This is a genomic window from Neobacillus niacini (assembly GCF_000759675.1).
GTDB classification, from domain to species: domain Bacteria; phylum Bacillota; class Bacilli; order Bacillales; family Cytobacillaceae; genus Neobacillus; species Neobacillus niacini_A.
In genome coordinates this window covers 452053-471868 of the sequence record NZ_BAWM01000020.1, presented here as the reverse complement: position 1 = coordinate 471868, position 19816 = coordinate 452053, and the positions used below count along the sequence as shown (strand labels likewise).

16 protein-coding genes are annotated in these 19816 nt (G+C 40.6%); 12 read left to right on the top strand and 4 right to left on the bottom strand.

Translation table 11 applies throughout. From position 1 onward, the window contains the following. Window positions 1-69 precede the first annotated feature (69 nt). The 10 genes from TR08_RS12055 to TR08_RS12010 all read left to right on the top strand — a co-directional run bounded on the left by TR08_RS12055 (window position 70) and on the right by TR08_RS12010 (window position 12337). Window positions 70-1290, top strand: coding sequence for an alpha amylase family protein (locus tag TR08_RS12055; RefSeq protein WP_052427436.1), 1221 nt, complete (start codon window positions 70-72; stop codon window positions 1288-1290). 182 nt (window positions 1291-1472) lie between these two features. Further along, on the top strand, window positions 1473-2768 hold the full coding sequence (locus TR08_RS12050; RefSeq protein ID WP_045518417.1) for an ABC transporter substrate-binding protein: 1296 nt from the start codon (window positions 1473-1475) through the stop codon (window positions 2766-2768). Window positions 2769-2830: 62 nt separating this feature from the next. Continuing rightward, complete coding sequence (locus TR08_RS12045) at window positions 2831-3766, top strand: carbohydrate ABC transporter permease (RefSeq protein ID WP_238579124.1); 936 nt, start codon at window positions 2831-2833, stop codon at window positions 3764-3766. Window positions 3767-3779: 13 nt separating this feature from the next. Then, entirely contained in the window at window positions 3780-4607 is an 828-nt protein-coding gene (locus tag TR08_RS12040) for a carbohydrate ABC transporter permease (RefSeq protein ID WP_081954447.1), read from the top strand. Window positions 4608-4639: 32 nt separating this feature from the next. After that, window positions 4640-6169 (top strand): DUF4127 family protein, encoded by a 1530-nt coding sequence (locus tag TR08_RS12035; RefSeq protein ID WP_045518415.1) that lies wholly within the window; start codon window positions 4640-4642, stop codon window positions 6167-6169. Between the two features lie 16 nt (window positions 6170-6185). Continuing rightward, complete coding sequence (locus TR08_RS12030) at window positions 6186-6944, top strand: alpha/beta hydrolase (protein WP_193747726.1); 759 nt, start codon at window positions 6186-6188, stop codon at window positions 6942-6944. A 98-nt stretch (window positions 6945-7042) separates the two neighbouring features. After that, window positions 7043-7747, top strand: coding sequence for an N-acetylmannosamine-6-phosphate 2-epimerase (locus TR08_RS12025; RefSeq protein ID WP_045518414.1), 705 nt, complete (start codon window positions 7043-7045; stop codon window positions 7745-7747). 40 nt (window positions 7748-7787) lie between these two features. Continuing rightward, a complete protein-coding gene (locus TR08_RS12020; protein ID WP_238579123.1) occupies window positions 7788-8702 on the top strand; it encodes an ROK family protein in 915 nt (304 codons plus the stop codon). Then, window positions 8703-10325, top strand: coding sequence for an FAD-dependent oxidoreductase (locus TR08_RS12015; RefSeq protein ID WP_238579122.1), 1623 nt, complete (start codon window positions 8703-8705; stop codon window positions 10323-10325). A gap of 122 nt (window positions 10326-10447) precedes the next feature. Further along, window positions 10448-12337 carry a family 20 glycosylhydrolase gene (locus tag TR08_RS12010; protein ID WP_052427434.1) on the top strand — a complete coding sequence of 630 codons (1890 nt, stop codon included), beginning with the start codon at window positions 10448-10450 and terminating at the stop codon, window positions 12335-12337. 118 nt (window positions 12338-12455) lie between these two features. Here TR08_RS12010 and alr read toward each other — a convergent pair whose 3' ends face one another. The 3 genes from alr to TR08_RS11995 form a co-directional block, all read right to left on the bottom strand. After that, window positions 12456-13637 (bottom strand): alanine racemase, encoded by a 1182-nt coding sequence (gene alr / locus TR08_RS12005; protein WP_045518412.1) that lies wholly within the window; start codon window positions 13635-13637, stop codon window positions 12456-12458. Window positions 13638-13706: 69 nt separating this feature from the next. Then, entirely contained in the window at window positions 13707-14840 is a 1134-nt protein-coding gene (gene ald, locus TR08_RS12000; RefSeq protein ID WP_045518411.1) for an alanine dehydrogenase, read from the bottom strand. A 235-nt stretch (window positions 14841-15075) separates the two neighbouring features. After that, window positions 15076-16299, bottom strand: coding sequence for a PucR family transcriptional regulator (locus TR08_RS11995; protein ID WP_045518410.1), 1224 nt, complete (start codon window positions 16297-16299; stop codon window positions 15076-15078). A 295-nt stretch (window positions 16300-16594) separates the two neighbouring features. Here TR08_RS11995 and TR08_RS11990 point away from each other — a divergent pair, with 295 nt between their 5' ends. Both TR08_RS11990 and TR08_RS11985 read left to right on the top strand, forming a co-directional pair. Beyond that, window positions 16595-18001, top strand: a complete 1407-nt coding sequence (locus TR08_RS11990; protein WP_045518409.1) for an amino acid permease — start codon at window positions 16595-16597, stop codon at window positions 17999-18001. Window positions 18002-18115: 114 nt separating this feature from the next. Then, window positions 18116-18376 carry a hypothetical protein gene (locus tag TR08_RS11985; RefSeq protein WP_052427433.1) on the top strand — a complete coding sequence of 87 codons (261 nt, stop codon included), beginning with the start codon at window positions 18116-18118 and terminating at the stop codon, window positions 18374-18376. Window positions 18377-18693: 317 nt separating this feature from the next. Here the strand turns inward: TR08_RS11985 and TR08_RS11980 are convergent, their stop codons facing one another. Then, window positions 18694-19815 (bottom strand): ABC transporter permease, encoded by a 1122-nt coding sequence (locus TR08_RS11980; RefSeq protein ID WP_045518407.1) that lies wholly within the window; start codon window positions 19813-19815, stop codon window positions 18694-18696. Between the last annotated feature and the right edge of the window lies 1 nt (window position 19816).

The window sequence follows — 19816 nt, the reverse complement described above, 5'->3', positions numbered from 1 at the left end:
TACCGTTATGTTTGTTAGTTTTCAGGCAGTTTATCAATAAAAAACGAATAAAAAAAGGGGAGTAGATTCATGAGTCGAGTGTTAGGCAGTGATTCCAATATCCTTTGGGTTGATTTTCTTGCAAACGCTACTAAACTATCGTTGAAATCAGAAAGAGAAAAATTAATTAAAAATGCGGTAACCTCGGGTATTACTCATTTAGTCGTGGATGCCAAAATACCATACGGGCAGACAACCTATCAAAGCCAATACGCGAAGCATGTCAGCAGTTGGTCCGATGGCCGCTTTCATATGTGGAAGGACCGCGACTTTTTACAAGAAATGCTTGATGAAGCAAAGGGTTCTGGGGTAAAGGTTTTAGCAAATATGGATGTGTTTGCAGAAGGAACCGCCTTTTCCAAAGATGGGATGGTGTATGACAAACCGGAATGGAAAGTGAAATCGTATAATGAAGCGACCGCTTCAATCGCCACTGCTGCAGAAAACGCAGGTGATAAGACGATTTTCGTGAATCCGATTCACCCGGAAGTCGTTCACTATGAAAATCAAATCATAAAAGAACTTGTTTCTTCCTATCAAATCGATGGAATTGTGTTAGACCGCTGCCGTTATCCAAATATTTATGGCGACTTTAGCGAGTTAAGTAGAGAAACATTTGAAGAATATATTGGCGAATCTATTGAAAAATGGCCACTCGATATTTTGGAAGTTGAAGAGGGCACGAAGAAGATCACGTTTGGAAAGCATTTTGCTAAATGGACCGAGTGGCGGGCCTTAAATATTAAAACCTTTGTTCAAGGTGCAAAACAAATAATGAAATCGATTAATCCCGATCTGATTTTTACTATTTATGTCGGCTCATGGTACCCGCTTTATTATAACGAAGGTGTGAACTGGGGAAGCACCACATATCAACCTTCATTGGATTGGGTGTCTGAGAACTATCACCAGTCCGGATATGCGGATGAATTAGATTTTATCATGACTGGCTGTTATTACCCGGAAGTCACAATTCAAGAAGCAGAAGCGAATCAGCGCCCAGCCTCTTGGTATAGTGTCGAGGGAGCCATTGATCTAAGTTTAGAAGCGATTAACGGACAGATCCCTGTGATTGGCAGCTTATACCTCAAGGATTATAAAGACGATCCAGAACAGTTTAAACAGGCGATTCGTATGTGTAAACAGAAATCCAGCGGCGTCATGCTATTTGATGTTGTCTATTTAGATGACTATCAATGGTGGGAAGAAATGGGCAGTATTCTGCTGCCGGAGAAATCTAGAAAAAAATAAAAAATATATTCTCCAAAATTAGTAAAAAATGTGGAATATTTCTCCAAGATGTGGTAGATTTTAGGTAAGACTATGTTTTTGGACCTATAAATTGAAAACGTTTTACATAAGGATTCAAAAACATTTCACCTTAGAAATGCACATAAAATAATCACTAAAAAAACAAAAGAGGTGCTAGTTTTATGGGGTCAAGTTTGAAGAAGTATTTGTCCGTTTTTCTCATTGTCTTGGTCATTGGAGTTCTTGCAGCATGTAACTCGAAAGAATCAACTACCGATCAAAAATCAGGAGATTCTTCCGAGAAGAAGGAAGAACAAGTAGTTGAATTCTGGACGATTGCATTACAACCTACATTTAATGATTACTTTAAAGATGTCATTGCAAAATTTGAAGAAGACAATCCTGGAGTTAAAATTGATTGGAAGGATTTCCCTTATGATGCAGTCCAAAATAAATTATTAACCAGCATTGCAAGCGGTAATGCACCGGGTGTCGTTAATCTGAATACTTCAATGGCGAACCAAATGGGAACAAAGGATGCGTTAGTTGATTTCAATGCCGAACTTTCAGATGAAGAAAAGGCAGCTTACTTTGAGGGCATCTACTCGTCTACAGAAATTGATGGAAAAGCCAATGCGCTTCCATGGTACACAGGTCTACCAGTATTATTCATCAATAAAGATCTTGTAGAAAAAGCAGGATTAGATCCAAATAATCCTCCAACAACGAAAAAGGAATTGAATGAATGGGGTAAAACCATTAAAGATAAAACGGGTGCCTATGGTTATGTGTTTACAATGGAATCTCGTTCTATTTTAGAAGAAGGCTATCAGCTTCTTTCTGATGACTTTAGCAAAGCTGCTTTTAATACGGGAGAAGTAAAAGACTACATTAAGGGCAATATCGACCTTATGAAAGCAGGAGTCATTCCGAAAGATGTATTAAACTACGATAAACAAGTTCAGTTATTCGGCAGTGAGCAAGTTGGGATGATTCTTTCCAGTGCATCATTTATCAACCAAATTAAAACGGCTTCTCCAGATGTTTATGAAAAAATGGTTGCAGTTCCAAGTCCAGTTGGAGATGCAGGAATCCGCTTCTCTAACACCATGAATCTTGTTGTTCCAGCAAAAACTAAGAATAAAGACGCAGCTGTTGATTTTGCGGTATATGTTTCAAATGCAGAAAATCAATTAGCTTTCTCAAAGGTTGCCAGCACTCTTCCTTCAACGGTTGAAAGTGCAAAAGACGCATTCTTCTCTAAAAATGATGGCAGCATCGAAGGTCAAGCGTTGACCGCTTCTGCTGGCAGTTTAGATAAAGCAACTGATTTCTACATAGGAATTGCGGCTGCAAGTGATGTCAATGCATCAATCACGAAGCATTTACAAAACATCTACTTGAATGAAGCCGATATCGATGCAGAATTATCTGCTGCTGAAAAAGAAGTTAATGATATTATTGCGAAAAATAAATAGTTTAGTAGTGAATTGGGTAGATTCTTTGTATTCTGCCCAATTTCTCTAAGGGGGGGGTCATGTTGAATACTCAGCTTTTGAAGGAACAAGAAATAAAAAAGGCAGGCATCAAGAGCGAACGAAAGCGGAAGAGCTCAGAGGCAAAAATCGCCTGGCTCTTTATGGCTCCAGGACTAGTTTTACTCTGTCTCTTTGTGTTTTGGCCAATCATATACAGTGTGCCGCTCGCTTTTACGAATTACTCGGTAATTTCAGAAACGAAATTTATTGGCTTAGAAAACTTTACCCGTGCTTTTACTGATACAAACTTTATCGTTTCCTTAAAAAACTCGATGCTATACGTGATTGTCGTTCCATTTATTCAACTTTTTTCTATCTTAATGGCCATTCTCGTTAATCGAAAAATGGCAGGAATTAAATTTTTTAGAAGTGCGTATTACATACCTGTTGTCACGTCGATGGTAGCTGTCGCCATCATCTGGGGCTGGTTATTAAGTCAAAATGGTGTAGTGAACTATATATTAATGTCTGTCGGAATTATTGACGAAAAAATCAGCTGGTTATCGAACTTTGATACTGCCTTGTGGGCACTGATGTTCATTACCCTTTGGAAGGGCCTAGGTTATTACATGATGATTTACTTAGCTGGTCTTCAGGCGATACCCCAGGATTTAGTCGAAGCAGCGCAAATTGATGGCGCGAATCGCTGGCAAGTCATTCGTCATATTACCATCCCACTATTAAAACCATATGTATTCTTTTGCAGTTTGATTTCATTGATGGGCGCCATCCGGGTATTTGATGAAGTGTTTGTCTTAACATCAGGTGGACCTGGGAATGCTACATTAACTTCAAGTGTCTATATCTATCAGCAAGGGTTCCAACAGTTTGATTTTGGATATTCGTCCGCTTTAGGATTAATTGTCAGTGCGATTATTATGGTGATTAGTATTGTGATCTTTGCTTTTAACAAAAAAGGTGGTGTGAATCCATATTAATGGATGACTGCTTATGAGAATCATATCGAAATCCCTTAAAAAACTATTTCTCTATTTTTGGCTGATTGTTTTTGCTTTGTTTATGATGGGGCCGTTTTTGTGGCTGGTCAGTGTTTCCTTAATGCCGGGTGAGAATGTATTTAGCTTCCCGCCTAAGATTTTTCCAACCTTTATTGATTTTAAAAATTACATTGAAGTTTGGGAGTTTATGGACTTCTTTAAATATATTTGGAACACTGTGGTGATGGCTGTTATAGGTGTCGTCTTGAGTATTTTCTTCTCTTGTTTAACGGCTTACCCTCTCGCTGTTTTTAAATTTAAAGGTAGAGATACCATTTTCCTCTTGTTGGTGGCGACAATGATAATACCAGCCGCAGCTGGTTTGGTGGTAAATTATCTTACGATTAATGCCTTAGGGCTCATGGATACTTATTTAGGGGTGATACTGCCATCGATCATATCGGTTTTTAATATTTTCCTAATGAGACAGGCATACATGGGCGTGCCGCTGGAAATCCGCGATTCCGGGAAAATGGATGGTGCTTCTGAGTTTAGAATCTGGTTCCAATTGATCATGCCAATGGTAAAACCAGCTATTGCTGTTATTGGATTATTAGAATTCATGGCTTTCTGGAACAATTTTTTATGGCCGATTATTGTGCTGAATGATACCTCGAAGTATCCGATAGCATCCGCACTAAGTTTCCTAAACGGACAATTTTCGTTTAACTTTGGCTGGATTGCTGCCGGAACAGTTATCTCCGTCATTCCGATTATTGTGGTGTTCTTGTTCACACAAAAATATTATATGGAAGGGATTTCTGGAGCGGTTAAAGGATAAGGCATTAATAGTATCTATTGGAGGTTTGAAGGATGAAAAAAATAGTATATGTTCCATTAGATGAACGGCCATGCAATTATCATTTTCCCGCTGCGCTGGCGAAAGGAACGGAATTCAACATTGTACAGCCAGACATAGTGCTAATGGGACAAAAGAAAACTCCTGGGAATGTGGCAGGATTATGGAACTGGCTATTGGAGGAAATTAAGGACGCGGACGGAGCGATTGTTTCGCTTGATACGCTTTTATATGGCGGGATTATTCCCTCCCGACTTCATTCCTTAACGAAAGAGGAAGGTGTGGAACGGTTAGCCAACCTCAAAAAGATAAGGGAAATCAACCCAGACATAAAATTGTTTGCGTTCCAACTGATCATGCGCTGTCCGCAGTACTCTAGCAGTGATGAGGAACCGGATTATTATGAAGATTGGGGCACAGAAATCTTTCAAAAAGGCTATATCAAGCATCGACTAGAGCTGGGGATAGCAACTGAGGAAGAAATATCTAGATTAGAAAAAGTTGAGGCTAAATTGCCAGCCCATTTTTTAGAAGATTATTTATCAAGACGAAAGGTTAATTTAGCTGTTAATCAGGCAGCGGTTGACTATGTGAAGGATCAAACGATTGACTTTATGATTATTCCTCAAGATGACTCTGCTCCATACGGTTTAACGGCCCTTGATCAACAAACATTGAGGGAGTCGATCTCCACTCTGGGAACGGAATTAAATGTCTATATGTATCCAGGTGCAGATGAAGTAGGCTGTACACTTCTAGCACGAATGATCAATCATTTTAATGGGAATCGTCCACTCCTTTATCCTCATTTTTCGAGCATAAAAGGGCCATATGTGATTCCTAAATATGAGGATCGTCCTTTATATGAAAGTTTAAAGTATCAAATTCTCGCAGCCGGCGGTTTACTGGCTACTTCTATCCGTGATGCGGATATAGTTCTGTTGGTCAATACACCAGGTGCGACGATGGTCGAAGCTATCTCGCAAAAAGACACTCCTGTCAGCTACAATGTTGAACGAAATATTGTCGAGTTAACAGAATATGCGGATTATGTTACTCGTACCTTGATGAAGTCTTGTGTTGTAGCGGATATTGCCTATGCTAATGGTGGGGATCTCAGCTTATTGAAGCTATTAAAAGAAAAAGGACTTCTGTTCGAATTGGCAGGGTATGCCGGCTGGAATACGAGTTCGAACACGTTAGGTACGTGCATTGCACAAGGGATGATTTATCAACAATACGGAAAACAAAAAGGGCATCTGGACTTTTTATCGCTTCGTTATGTGGAGGATGGCGGGTATTGCGGTCACGTCCGCGCCTATGTTACGCAACAGGTATTACCTGAGAGGGGTTTTAACTACTTTCAGGTAGATGGACAAAAGGGTGAAGTAGCAGATATTGTGAAAGAACAATTAGAACAGTTTATTCATGATCATCTTCAGGATGACACCTATCAAGTGATCATAGACGATTGCTATATGCCTTGGAGCAGGATGTTTGAAGTCGGTTTGAAAACACATGTTCAAGCGAAGACAACCAATTAAAAAAGGTCGTGCTGTGGTGGAAATCAAACATTTTGAAGTAATGAGAGACGGATTGACCATCAGGGGAATGATGACAAAGCCAGACGGGGATGGTCCGTTTCCAGCGGTCATTTATAACCATGGATTTACCGGGCATAAAGGCGAATCTCATTTTTTATTTAAAAAGCTGGCGGATGCATTAGCGGCTAGGGGATTCGCGAGTTTTCGCTTTGATTTTATTGGCAGCGGAGAAAGTGATGGCAAGTTTATAGAGATGACGATGACCTCTGAGGTGAAAGACTGCCTAGCGGTCTTTCACTATGCTGAAAATTGCGAGTTAATAGATGCGAATTCTATGAATCTGCTTGGATTTAGTATGGGCGGTGCGGTTTCCATCTTAGCTGCTTCGAGTTTGCGGGAACGGGTAAAGAAGCTGATTTTGCTCAGTCCAGCAGCCAATATGCAGGATGTTTTAACAAGAAAATTACAAGGAGAAGCGTTACTCCATTACATCGAAACGGGAACCATTGATTTCGGCGGCAATGTGATCGGAAAAGCCTTACTCGATGATGTGTTCGAACTCGATATTTATGAGGCGGCAAAGCAGGTTACCGCTGAAGTGAAGCTGATTCATGGCACACATGATGATGCTGTACCGCCTTTTGTTTCATGGAAGCTGGCTGAAATTTTTGCCGAAAAGGGGTCGGTCCATTGGATTCATGGGAGTGACCATTGCTATACAACCGCTCGTTTTGAGACAAATGTGATGGATGCAGTGAAGAGCTTCTTTGATTAATGGAGTTTTAAACATTTGAATAGTGGATTTGTGAATGAAATGATAAGTGATAACTTCTAATAGAAGGCAAGAGAAGGAGATTTAGGGGAGATGATAAAATGAGCGATTCATTTTTTGGACAGGTCAAAAAGGGATTAATCGTTTCATGTCAAGCTTTAGAGGATGAACCCTTGCATGGTGCCGACGTGATGGCGAAAATGGCAAAAGCAGCAGAAATAGGCGGAGCAAGAGCAATTCGTGCCAACGGGGCAGCTGATATTGTTGCAATTAAGAACACCGTCCATTTACCTGTGATCGGATTAATAAAAAGAAACTATCCGGATAGTGAGGTTTATATTACGCCAACTCTGATGGAGGTGAAAGAGTTAATCGAAGCTGGGGTTGATGTCATAGCTTTGGATGCGACGAATCGATTACGCCCGAATGGTGAATCATTCGAAGAACTCGTAAAGTACATTCAGAATCATGGTGTAAAAGTGATGGCGGATACTTCTACATTGGAAGAAGCTCTTATGGCCGAAGCACTACATGTGGATTGTATTTCGACCACATTATCTGGATACACCTCCTATACAGAAAGAGAACAATATGGACCGGATTTTCAACTCATAAAAGAGGTATATGATGCAGTTAAAATCCCTGTTATTGCCGAAGGTCAATTTCATTTGCCGAGCCAAGTGACTGAGGCTTTGTGTCTTGGAGCACATGCGGTAGTTGTGGGGTCGGCGATTACGAGACCACAGCTGATTACAGAAATGTATGTGTCTGAAATCAAAAAAATGAAAGAGAAAACCCAAAATTAACCTGGATACTCTACATTGAATCGAAAGGTAAGTGAAATTTGTGAAGGTTGCTGGGATTGATATTGGCGGCACTTCGATAAAAGGAATGGTAATTGATGATCATGGGAAAATGCTGCATTCCTTAAAAATCGATACAGAGTCATCTCTTGGAAGAGATCATATTGTTGAAAACCTGAAGAAGATCGTTGGAGAGTTGCACAGTGCCCATCAGGATATTGCAGGGGTTGGAATTGGTACAGCGGGAAGAGTCAATGTAGCCACTGGTGAAGTGGTTTATGCAACCGCTAATCTGCCTGGCTGGCAGGGAACGAATGTAAAAAAGATCATAGAGCATCATCTAAATCTCCCTGTGGTGGTGGATAATGATGCCAATACTGCCCTTATGGGTGAACAATGGTTAGGTGCTGGAAGGAACTTAAAAGATATTACGATGTTAACGCTTGGTACGGGTGTTGGTGGAGCAAACCTTGTGAACGGAGAAATTTTTCGAGGGGCACACTGGAGTGGCGGCGAGTGGGGGCATGTAATCTTGATTCCCAATGGCCTTCCCTGCAATTGTGGCCAAAAGGGCTGTATGGAGCAGTATTTGTCTGGGAATGCACTCGTTCGTTTTGCCGAGAAAGCAACAAACCAATCCTATGAGTCAGGGGTAAAGGTAATGGAAGATTACCAGAATAGCAGAAAAGAAATTGTTTCTGTCATTGAAGAGTACATTGCCCATTTGTCCGTGGTGATCACTAATCTCTCGAATGGTTTAGATCCACAAGCTGTCATTATTGGCGGCGGGGTGATCGAATCAAAGGAGTTTTGGTGGGATGCCTTTTTGAAAGCGTTGAAGAAAAGTGCTGTACCGGTTGAGGTAAGACCTGCACTTCTTGGTAATATGGCTGGTTCCATCGGAGCGGCAAAACTCATCATCGACACGATTCGTAACACACATGAGAATGGATTCTAGATGGAGAAGTATGAAGCAATGGAGGATATCGGGATGAAAGAGCGTCAAGCAGATGTGATTGTGATAGGCGGGGGTCTTGGCGGATGTATGGCCGCTTTGGCTGTGGCCAAAAAGGGACTGCGTGTCATCATGACAGAAGTAACGGATTGGATCGGTGGCCAATTAACGAGTCAAGCGGTTCCACCAGATGAACATCAGTGGATCGAACGCTTTGGCTGCACAGGGACTTATCGAGAATTTCGAAATCGTGTCCGTCAATACTATAGGGATAATTATCCATTGACGGAGGAAAGTAAACAGAATGAAACTTTAAATCCAGGGAATGGCTGGGTGAGCAGGCTAGCTCATGAACCGAAAGTAGCCTTGCAGGTAATGGAGGATATGCTGGCACCTTACGTAAATAGCGGTCGCATTACTATCCTGCATGAATATAAACCTATAGCAGCTGATACCGATATGGATAGGGTACAATCCGTTACGGTTCAGCATATACCTACGAAAACTACCGTTTTACTAAAAGGCAGCTATTATTTAGATGCCACAGATTGTGGTGATGTTTTACCCTTAGCCCAAGTGGAGTATGTAACTGGGGCGGAATCGAAATCGGAAAACGGTGAACCGCATGGATTGGAAGAAGCGAATCCACTTGATATGCAATCGATTACCCATGTGTTCGCGGTTGAATATTTTGAAGGGGAAGACTTTACGATTGAAAAACCCGCTCAATATGATTTTTGGCGCCAGTATATTCCTAGTTTTTCTACCTTGCCGATCTTCAGCTGGTCTGCAACGGATGTAGATGATACGGAAACCATGAAGGAATTTACGCTTTTTCCAAATGATAAGGGCATCCCGTCATTATGGGATTATCGGAGAATTGTCGACCCTTCCATTTTCGAAGGAGATTTATTTAACAGCGAAATTACCTTGATTAATTGGGAACAGAATGATTATTATATAGAACCGATTTATGACGTACCGGAAGAAGATAGATTGAAAAATTTAGAGGGTGCCAGACAACTAAGTCTTTCGCTGCTTTACTGGCTGCAAACAGAGGCGCCTCATTTGGACGGAAGAAAAGGCTTCCCAGGGTTACGGCTTTGCAAGCATGTTCTGGGAACTGAGGATGGATTGGCGAAACACCCTTATATTCGTGAATCGCGGAGAATTAAAGCGGTGTACACGATTACGGAACACGATGTAAGCAAGGAATTACGAGGTGAAAAGGGAATTTGTCAGTATTTCGACAGTGTCGGCGTTGGAAGCTATCACTTAGACATTCACCCAACGACGGTCTCCAATCGGACTTTCTATATTCCAAACAATCCGTATGAAATCCCATTGGGCGCCTTGCTGCCGGTCCGGGTAAAAAATCTCCTCCCGGCTTGTAAAAATATCGGCACCACTCAAATCACAAATGGCTGTTACCGATTACACCCGACTGAGTGGAATATTGGTGAAGCAGCAGGCTATTTGGCGGCGTATGCTATTCTTCACCATGTCACACCGCATGAGGTGCGTGAAAATCCACAACACCTAGAAGCCTTTCAAACAATGTTAGAAGAACAAAAGCTTCAATTGCATTGGCCTGAAGAAGTCGTCGAACAAGCAAAGATTAGGTAATGGGTTATTGGTTGTTATGACCATTTCAAGTTACTTTTATAAGCAACTCAAAAGGGAAAAGAAGCTGTCAGTTCATTGAGCTCGTGCAGGCTTCTTTTTTCCCGCTTTAGGAGGTATTGTGAATGATAGTAAAACTGCAAGGATTAACGGATCAACAAGTTTCAGCTGTTACGGAAATTCTGCCTTTATTAGGGATTCAATTGTCTGAGGAGGGAATTCCGGTTCAATTTGGGAAAACAGAAGCCGGTATCCATATTACATATGATGGAAACACTGGTACCATCCTCTATCAAGAGATTCATCAAATCTATCGTGCACTGGGATTGTTCATCGAAGAGGTGAAAAAAGGGGAAGTCTTTGACAGGAAAGAGAACCCCGTATATGTAAGTCTCGGAGTGATGATCGACTGCTCCAGAAATGCTGTGATTAAGGTTGAAACGTTTCAAGAGATGATTAAACACCTGGCATTAATGGGGTATACGACCGTCCAGCTTTATACCGAGGATACCTATGAAATCGAGGGTTATCCGTATTTTGGCTATATGCGCGGCCGTTACACTGGAGAAGAACTAAAAAGTATGGATCGATACGCAAGTTTGTTTGGGATTGAGCTTGTTCCTTGTATTCAAACATTGGCACATTTAGGTGGAGCTCTTAAATGGAATGCTTTTTCCGATATAGTCGATTGTAATGATATTTTATTAATAGACGAAGAGAAAACCTATCAATTGATTGATCGGATGTTCGAAACGATGGCTGCTAATCTATCGAGCAGAAAAATCAATATAGGCATGGATGAAGCACATATGATGGGGCTTGGCAAGTATCTTAATCAGCATGGTTACCAAGAACGATCGATGCTGATGGTAAAGCATTTTGGCAGAGTGATGGAAATTGCCAGGAAATATGGCTACAAGCCTATGATGTGGAGCGATATGTTTTTCCGGCTTGCGAATGCTGGGGAATATTATGATGTGAATAGCCCAATCAGGCAGGATGTGATCGAAATGATTCCTAATGATATCTCGTTAGTCTACTGGGATTACTATTCTGTGGACCCGGAAAAATACGATGGGATGATGAAAAAGCATAAGCAGCTAAGCGACCGGATTGTTTTTGCCGGTGGTGCTTGGAAGTGGATGGGCTTTTCGCCAAACAATCAATTCAGTAGATATATTGGGGAAATGGCTCATCAAAGCTGTGTGAATAATGGAATTAAAGAAGTTTTCCTAACCGCATGGGGAGACAATGGTGCCGAGGCTTCAATCTATTCCATCCTTCCGACCTTACAGCTATGGGCAGAGCTTTGTTATGCCGGCAACCAGGATACAAGCAGCCTTTCCGCCCGTTTTCAAACATGTGTGGGCGGTAGCTATGAGGACTTTATGAATCTGGATCGGACCATGCTGGTACCAGACCATACTTCGACAGACCGACATTCCCTTAACCCGCCTAAATACTTATTATACCAGGATATTTTGTGTGGTTTATTTGACAAGCATGTTATCCCTAAGGCTTATGCCGAGCATTTCCGGGATTGTGCTCAGTATTTTGGCGAATGTATGATGAGAAATCCTAAATGGGAAACATTGTTTCAAACACAGTTTGCATTGAGCCAGGTGTTAGCGATAAAGTCTGAAATCGGAATTGGGATTCGCAATGCTTATCTGGTTCAAGATCAGGAGGCTTTAGCGGAATATAGCCAGTTCGTTTTGCCAGAATTGAAGAAACGAGTAGAGCAATTCATCGAGGTCTATCATAACCAATGGATGGAAGAAAATAAAATCTTTGGCCTTGATGTATTCGATCTTCGGATCGGCGGTCTATTGAGGAGAATCGAAACCGCCGTCCTAAGAATCAATGCCTACCTAACAGGCCAAAACACCAAAATAGAAGAGCTAGAACAAGAAATCTTGTATTTTGACAGCCAGCAGCTAAAAGGAGAAACCAAAGCCATAAGCGCAAACCTATGGCACACCATCGCAACCTCATCCGTTATAGATGGTGTCTAACCGGAAATTAATTTCGGGTGCCTGTCACCATAGGTCTAATGCCCTTTAAAGCTTAAAATCAAGAAAAATGGTCACGTAGATAAGTTCATGTGACCTTTTTTCATGGAAGTTCCGCAAATCATGTACATGCCACAGTCTGCAGGTCATTCTCGATTATTTCGTTGTTTGCTTCCATATATACACGTGGAACACGTTTCCCGATTAAGCAGACAACCTCATAGTTAATGGTCCCCATAAGTAGTGCAATTTCATCAATGGATTGAAAGGCTTCATCATCTCCCCCGAAAACAATCACTTCATCTCCCTGCTGGCAGGAGGGGACGCTCGTTACATCAATCATGGTTTGGTCCATGCAGACTCGGCCAGCCACTAAAACCCTTTGTCCATGTAAAAGGAATTGCCCGCAGTTGGAAAGGTGTCTGGAGAGTCCGTCTGCATAACCGATTGGCAGTGTGGCAATTAACCTATCTGTTGATGGAGTATAGGTACATCCATAGCTAATCGACTGCGACTTTGATACCTTTTTAAGCCCAACAATTTTCGTTTTAAGTGTCATGGCTTGCTGGAATGAGATCGTATGATTCTTTAACGAGTCGTCAGGGTAAAGTCCATACAATCCAATTCCTACACGGACCATATCGAGGTGCATCTCAGGAAAGTTCATCGTCCCTGCACTATTGCAGCAATGCTTTAATGGAATACGAATATGTTGATAGTTTAAAAACGAAATGACCGATTGAAATCGTTCATATTGCTGAAGCGTATAGGATGGATCGGTGCTATCTGCGTTGGCAAAGTGAGTAAAAATGCCTTCAAGCGTGACATAAGGTGCTGCTTTTGCTTTTTTTGCTAAAATGTATGCTTCTTCACGTGTTTGAACACCTATTCTAGTCATTCCAGTATCAATTTTTAAATGGATCGCTGCCCGTCTTTGCAGTTGCTGGGATTGGAAAATTACCTCGTTAAGAACGTCTTCCGTAAAAACAGCCAAATCAATTCCTTCTAAGATTGCCTGCCTTACTGAGCGAATGGGAGTATACCCTAATACTAGAATAGGATGGGTAATTCCTGCCTCTCTCAGCTGGATGGCTTCATCCAAAATGGCCACCCCTAAGTAATCGGCGCCGGCTTGTAATGCTGCTTTAGCGACCGGGACAGCTCCGTGACCGTACCCATCGGCTTTCACTACAGCCATTAATTTAACCGTTGGTCCAATATATTTATTAAATTGGTCCGTATTATGTTTAATCGCGTCTAACGAAATTTCTGCCCATGTATCGCGGTAACTCTGAAGTATCACAAATTTCCCTCCCCGGATTTGACCCTATAAAAAACCCCTCAAGCATGAACTTGAGGGGAACTTAATTGTTTAGATTGCTGTAACTTCTTTTTCCAATGCTGCTTCAACTGAAACATAATTATAGTTAAGGTCTCTAGCAACCGCTTCGTACGTAATTTCCCCATTCGCCACATTCACACCAAGCTTTAATGCTGGATTTTCAGAGATCGCCTTCACAACACCCTTATTGGCAATTTGTAATGCATATGGAACAGTCGCATTCGTAAGAGCCATTGTAGATGTTCTTGGAACAGCTCCAGGCATGTTCGCAACGGAGTAGTGAACAACACCATGTTTTTCAAATGTTGGGTTATCGTGTGTTGTTACATGATCAATGGTTTCGACGCTTCCACCTTGGTCAATCGCAACGTCGACGATAACAGAACCAGGCTTCATGGTTTTAACCATATCCTCTGTAACTAGTTTAGGAGCTTTTGCTCCAGGAATTAATACGGCACCGATTACTAGGTCAGCATCCTGCACTGCTTCTGCAATGTTAAATGGATTTGAAATTAATGTTTTAATTTGGTTTCCAAAGACATCATCTAAATAACGAAGACGATCTGCACTTAAGTCAATAATTGTTACATCTGCTCCTAAACCAATCGCCATTTTTGCTGCATTTGTTCCAACAATACCGCCGCCAATGATGGTTACTTTACCACGGCTAACCCCTGGAACGCCTGCAAGCAGGATACCTTTACCACCATTAAGTTTTTGTAAAAATTGTGCTCCGATTTGTGCAGACATACGACCAGCTACTTCACTCATTGGTGTAAGAAGCGGAAGCGTACGGTTAACAGAAACTGTTTCGTAGGCAATCGCGATGACGCCGCTGTCTTTAAGTGCTTGCGCTAAAGCAGGCTCTGCAGCTAAATGCAGGTAGGTAAATAATACTAATCCTTGACGGAAGTATTTGTATTCACTTTCTAGAGGTTCTTTAACTTTCATGATCATTTCAGACTGTGTCCAAACATCAGCAGCCAACTCGATTATTTCGGCACCAGCTTGAGTGTAATCTACATCTAGGAAACCGCTTCCAATTCCGGCCCCTTTTTCGATTAAAACTTTATGTCCAGCCTGTACAAATGAAACCACTCCTGCTGGAGTTAGTGCAACACGGTTTTCATTGTTTTTAATTTCTTTCACTACGCCAATAATCATTTTCGTTATCCCCCTTAGAAGTATGAGATGATTTTTTCTGTTTTTAGAATAATCCTTCTGAAACGATTTTTCTTTGTTTAGAAAGCAGAATCAACATAACTCTATTTGTGAATTTACACAAAACGTTCACAAATTCCTTGATATAAAAGGAAAAATGGTAGGGTTTACATTTTAAAAAAACAATATTTCGTTTTGTTTAAATTTTCAAACAGCAGGTGCCTGTCACCTGCATTTCCTATTTGTACTTTTCAAGCTTGAGATCTATAAAGAGGGTAATCTTTTGGTTGGGATCTCTTAGATTAATCTCACCAATTTCAGATATTCTCTTGAGTCGATAATTTAATGTGTTGGTATGGACATTTAATTCATTTGCGGCTTCATGAACATTGCTGTCTTTGTTTAAATAAACTTCTAATGTTTCTACGAGATCGGTGTTATTTTTCTTATCATATTCTTGAAGCTTTTTCAGAGAATAGTTTTCATTTGGGTCTGTACCTGCTTTTTCTATCAATACATCTATATACTTATAGATTCCTAAGCTTTGGTAGCCGTGGATTTCTTTTGCTTCATCAGGGAATTTTCTTTTTACAGATAAAACGGTTCGAGCCTCTTTATATGATTTCTCTACTTTTCGTAAATCACTATTAACACCGCTGTAGCCTTGAACAATCGATTCAATTCCAAATCGTTCTTTCATTTTATCAACAAACAGCTCACAAAATGTATTTAGTTTATTCACAGGCTGCCCAATTCCATCAAGTGAAATAAACAAGATTAATTGTTGATGGTCGATGGTGTAAAGTAAAATCTTTGGCTGTTGAATGGTTTTTAACAGATAGGCTATATGCTTTTCATCATCTCTACCTAATTCCTTTGAAAATTGAAATACAGCTGCCGCAAATAAAGAAGGGGTCGAAATTTGCAGTGAATGAAACTTATTAATGATTTCTTCATTGGAAGAAAGATGACTCGTTAACAGCTGCCAGAAAAACTCTTGAAATTGCTCCTCTTTTTTATTTTTACGGGTTTGCAGTTGAATCAGTTTATTTTTTGTAGCATCCGCAGCTCGTTTTAAACATTCCATTTCTTCTTCGCCTAATGTCTTTTCAATTTCTAACGCCCAGATAAAACCAAGAACTTCATCATTTTTCCAAACGGATACCGCCACCCGATTTCCTAAACCAATTTCATCCACGGTTTTCACTCGTACGGGATCCCGACTCGTTAACAATAATGGAATGACGCCTTCTTTCCATAATGAATTGATGACTTTTTCAGGGACACGACGGCCAATAATCGTGGCAATTCTGGCAGGGTCTGTTCGATCATCATGTGTGCTGTAGGCAAGGAGCCGATGGTTGGCGTCTTCTATTGTTATCGGACATCGTAAAACTTCACTTACCATATCTGCAAATTCTTCTAGAGTATCAAAACTTGCGCGAAACGGATCGTTTTTCATCTATACCACCTCTATCATTAGATTGTGCATTTTGTAACATATTTGTCATTTAAAACAATAATCTTTTAATAAATTTGTATTTATTCTACAATATAAATCGTTCACAAATATGTTATATTAATTTCACAAAGTTTTCACTTTTATTTCTTACAGAGTAAATGTAAACGCTATCAACGCTAAAAAAGGATAGGGGGATATTATTTAAATAAAAACAGTATGTTTTATTCGAATAATATTTTATCTTTTCTGCAGTAAAAGGGGAATAGGATATTTCAACCAAACTAGGGGGAAGAATATGCAAAAAAATCAACCAACAAATCAAAATCAACTGCAAAGGGGTTTAGAAGAAAGACATATTACGCTTATGTCTCTAGGAGCAGCGATTGGGGTAGGTCTGTTTCTAGGATCAGCAACGGCTATCAAGCTTGCAGGACCAGGTATAATACTGGGATATGCATTTGCTGGTATGATTATGTTCTTTATTATGAGGGCACTTGGTGAGATGGCGATTCAAAAGCCTGTTGCCGGATCCTTCAGTCAATATGCTCGTGACTATTTAGGCGCATTGCCTGGTTTCCTAACTGGGTGGAATTATTGGTTTTTATGGGTTGTTACTTGTATGGCGGAGATTACGGCAGCAGGGATTTACATGGAGTATTGGTTCCCGGAAGTACCTCGATGGATTTGGGCACTGGCAGCACTTGTCATCATGGCTGCAGTCAATTTCTTAAATGTTAAAGCATATGGTGAACTTGAATTTTGGTTTGCGTTAATTAAGATTGTAACCATCGTGTTCATGATCGTAAGTGGTATTGGCATGATTGTGTTAGGGATTGGCAATGGCGGAATTGCCACCGGTATCAGCAATCTTTGGGAGCATGGGGGAATCCTTCCAAATGGTGTCACTGGTGTGTTAATGTCTTTGCAAATGGTTATGTTTGCTTTCTTGGGGATTGAAATGATTGGGATTACGGCAGGGGAAGTAAAGAATCCTGAGAAAACACTTGCGAGAGCCATTGATTCTGTTTTTTGGCGGATTCTTATTTTCTATGTTGGTGCATTGATTGTCATCATGTCCATTTATCCATGGACAGAAATTGGCGTCCAAGGCAGTCCATTTGTATTGACCTTTGATAAGCTTGGAATTCCAGCAGCAGCAGGAATCATTAACTTTGTTGTCTTAACAGCTGCACTTTCTTCTTGTAATGGCGGTATTTTTAGTACAGCACGTATGCTATTTAATTTGGCTGAAAATGATGAGGCACCAAAGGGATTAGGAAAATTAAACAAGAATGGTGTTCCTAGTAAAGCCGTTTTAGTAACAGCGGGTGCCCTATTAGTGGGTGTGGTACTTAACTATTTAGTACCAGCAAAAGTGTTTACATGGGTAACAGCGATTTCAACGTTCGGTGCGATTTGGACGTGGTCGATGATTTTATTATCACAAATCAAGTATCGTAAGGGCTTAACGCCAAATCAATTGAAGGGCTTAAAATATAAAATGCCGTTATTCCCATTCACATCTTACTTTTCATTAGCGTTCTTAATTCTAGTAGTAGGGTTAATGGCATTTTTCCCAGATACAAGAATCGCGCTAATCGTCGGACCGCTTTGGCTTGGGATTTTAACAGCCTTCTATTATGGTAAGGGATATCATAAACGCGGAAAAAAAGAACAGGAAAGTGTAAAGCAAGTCGGATAAAAAGAAGCATGTTTTTGGCAGTGATATTGCCAAAAGCATGCTTTTTTTTAAGGGTTTTTTTGCTATAATTTTTATATGAGAATATACTTTTGAACTTAGTAGGGAGAGAGAATTTTGGAAGGTTTTTTTGGTTTAACTTTAAATATTATCCTCACCATTTATTTGGTGATTGATTCTAAAAAGCATGGTAAAAACCCCATCCTTTGGGGGATTCTAGGTTTCATTTTTGGTTTGATTGCTTTAGGCATTTATTTAATTAAGACCGATCGAAAGGTGATTGGTTGGATTGTCACTATTCTTAGTATTATTGGATATTTAGCTCTAATCCTGATCGTTGGCTTAGCGATATTTTTCACAGTCGTAGGTTTCTCATAAATTTCAACAAAAAAGAATAATGAAAAAAGACGATTCAACTGCGAATCGTCTTTTAATTTTCCCTCCTCTGAGGCTGACATAGTAGGGTCTGACTCCCACAGTGAGGTCTGGCCGGCATGTGCGGAGTTGAAACCCTTACACCGCTACTACTAAACTCCGTAAGCGAAGGAAAAATTACACTGAAACAAGAATGTGATTTATTATCGGAAAACCCGGCTAAGCAGTATGGTATTTTTCCAAATAAGGGGCTATAAAATATCAAAAAAGACACACGAGATTTCTTGGATGAATTCTCGTGTGTCTTTTTATTGAATTCCCTATCTCGTTGCAACAATCGATTTCCTTTTATACAACCAAGACCCAAGCAAAAAGGATATTGCTCCCCAAATGACTAATACTCCAATCCCAAACCAGAGTGTACTTGAGAACACGCCCGTTTCATAGACCATACTGTCTCTCAGACCTTCGGCAAAATAGGTGAGCGGCAGGATATTGGATACCGGCTGCAGCCAATCTGGCATTGTTTCAACAGGAAAGAAGACACCGCTCAAAAACATCATAAGGAAGCTGACAATGTTTGCTACACCCATATAAGCATTTTGTGTTTGGCTGAAAGATGAAATGAGGTAGCCTACGGCATTGAAAGATAGTGCACCTATTAAAAAAACAATAAGAAGGCTGGAAAAATTGATGTAAAGGTTTGCCCCAAAGATGAAAACTCCGATTAACGATAAGAGCAGGATTTGGATAATACTGAATAACAGCCTCATGACCATATCACTTAGGCCGAATATTCCCATATTAGCAGGTGTCATCCGCAGCCTTTTAATCAAGCCTTTTCTGCGCATTTCCACTAAATCGACCATTCCAAACAGCCCGCCTTGAGCAATCGATAAGGCGATCATCCCGGTTAAGAGAAAATCGGTATAGTTTAATTCGTTACTTCCACTCGTAACGGATTCAAACTGAATATCAAAAGTAGGGGCTGCACCGACAGCAGACAAATTTGCCTGTTGAACGATTTTATCGAGAATCGCAGAAAGAGCTTGAGTGGTTACCCCTTTTTCATCTTCCTTGTTGACGACAAGTACAAAAGACGTATCCTCTGCCGATTCAGGCAAGACAATTGCCGCGTCGACTTCTTGGTCCTTCACCCATTGTTCGGCCGTGTCTCGACTAACCGGCTCGCCAGTTTTCACATTAAGGATTGGAAGTTGATTGATTTGAGTTAATAGCATTTCAGAGGTCGGATTAGGATTATCTGCTACAATCGCAATTTCTGATTCAAATTCGGTATCTGAACTGCCGCTGAAAATCACCATGAAGATGACCATTAAGATGACGGGGAAAAAGATTCCCCAAAACCATGCTTGTTTTTCACGAAGGGTCAATTTTAATTGTGCAGCGAACATTTTTTTAAATTGTTTCAAATTGTTCATT

Bases quoted from the DNA above. Each gene is read 5' to 3' on its own strand.
- TR08_RS12010 (WP_052427434.1), top strand. From the start codon at position 10,448: ATGATAGTAAAACTGCAAGGATTAACGGATCAACAAGTTTCAGCTGTT.
- TR08_RS12025 (WP_045518414.1), top strand. From the start codon at position 7,043: ATGAGCGATTCATTTTTTGGACAGGTCAAAAAGGGATTAATCGTTTCA.
- TR08_RS12015 (WP_238579122.1), top strand. From the start codon at position 8,703: ATGGAGAAGTATGAAGCAATGGAGGATATCGGGATGAAAGAGCGTCAA.
- ald (WP_045518411.1), bottom strand. From the start codon at position 14,840: ATGATTATTGGCGTAGTGAAAGAAATTAAAAACAATGAAAACCGTGTT.
- TR08_RS11980 (WP_045518407.1), bottom strand. From the start codon at position 19,815: ATGAACAATTTGAAACAATTTAAAAAAATGTTCGCTGCACAATTAAAA.
- TR08_RS11990 (WP_045518409.1), top strand. From the start codon at position 16,595: ATGCAAAAAAATCAACCAACAAATCAAAATCAACTGCAAAGGGGTTTA.
- TR08_RS12050 (WP_045518417.1), top strand. From the start codon at position 1,473: ATGGGGTCAAGTTTGAAGAAGTATTTGTCCGTTTTTCTCATTGTCTTG.
- TR08_RS12035 (WP_045518415.1), top strand. From the start codon at position 4,640: ATGAAAAAAATAGTATATGTTCCATTAGATGAACGGCCATGCAATTAT.
- TR08_RS11995 (WP_045518410.1), bottom strand. From the start codon at position 16,299: ATGAAAAACGATCCGTTTCGCGCAAGTTTTGATACTCTAGAAGAATTT.
- TR08_RS12040 (WP_081954447.1), top strand. From the start codon at position 3,780: ATGAGAATCATATCGAAATCCCTTAAAAAACTATTTCTCTATTTTTGG.
- TR08_RS12055 (WP_052427436.1), top strand. From the start codon at position 70: ATGAGTCGAGTGTTAGGCAGTGATTCCAATATCCTTTGGGTTGATTTT.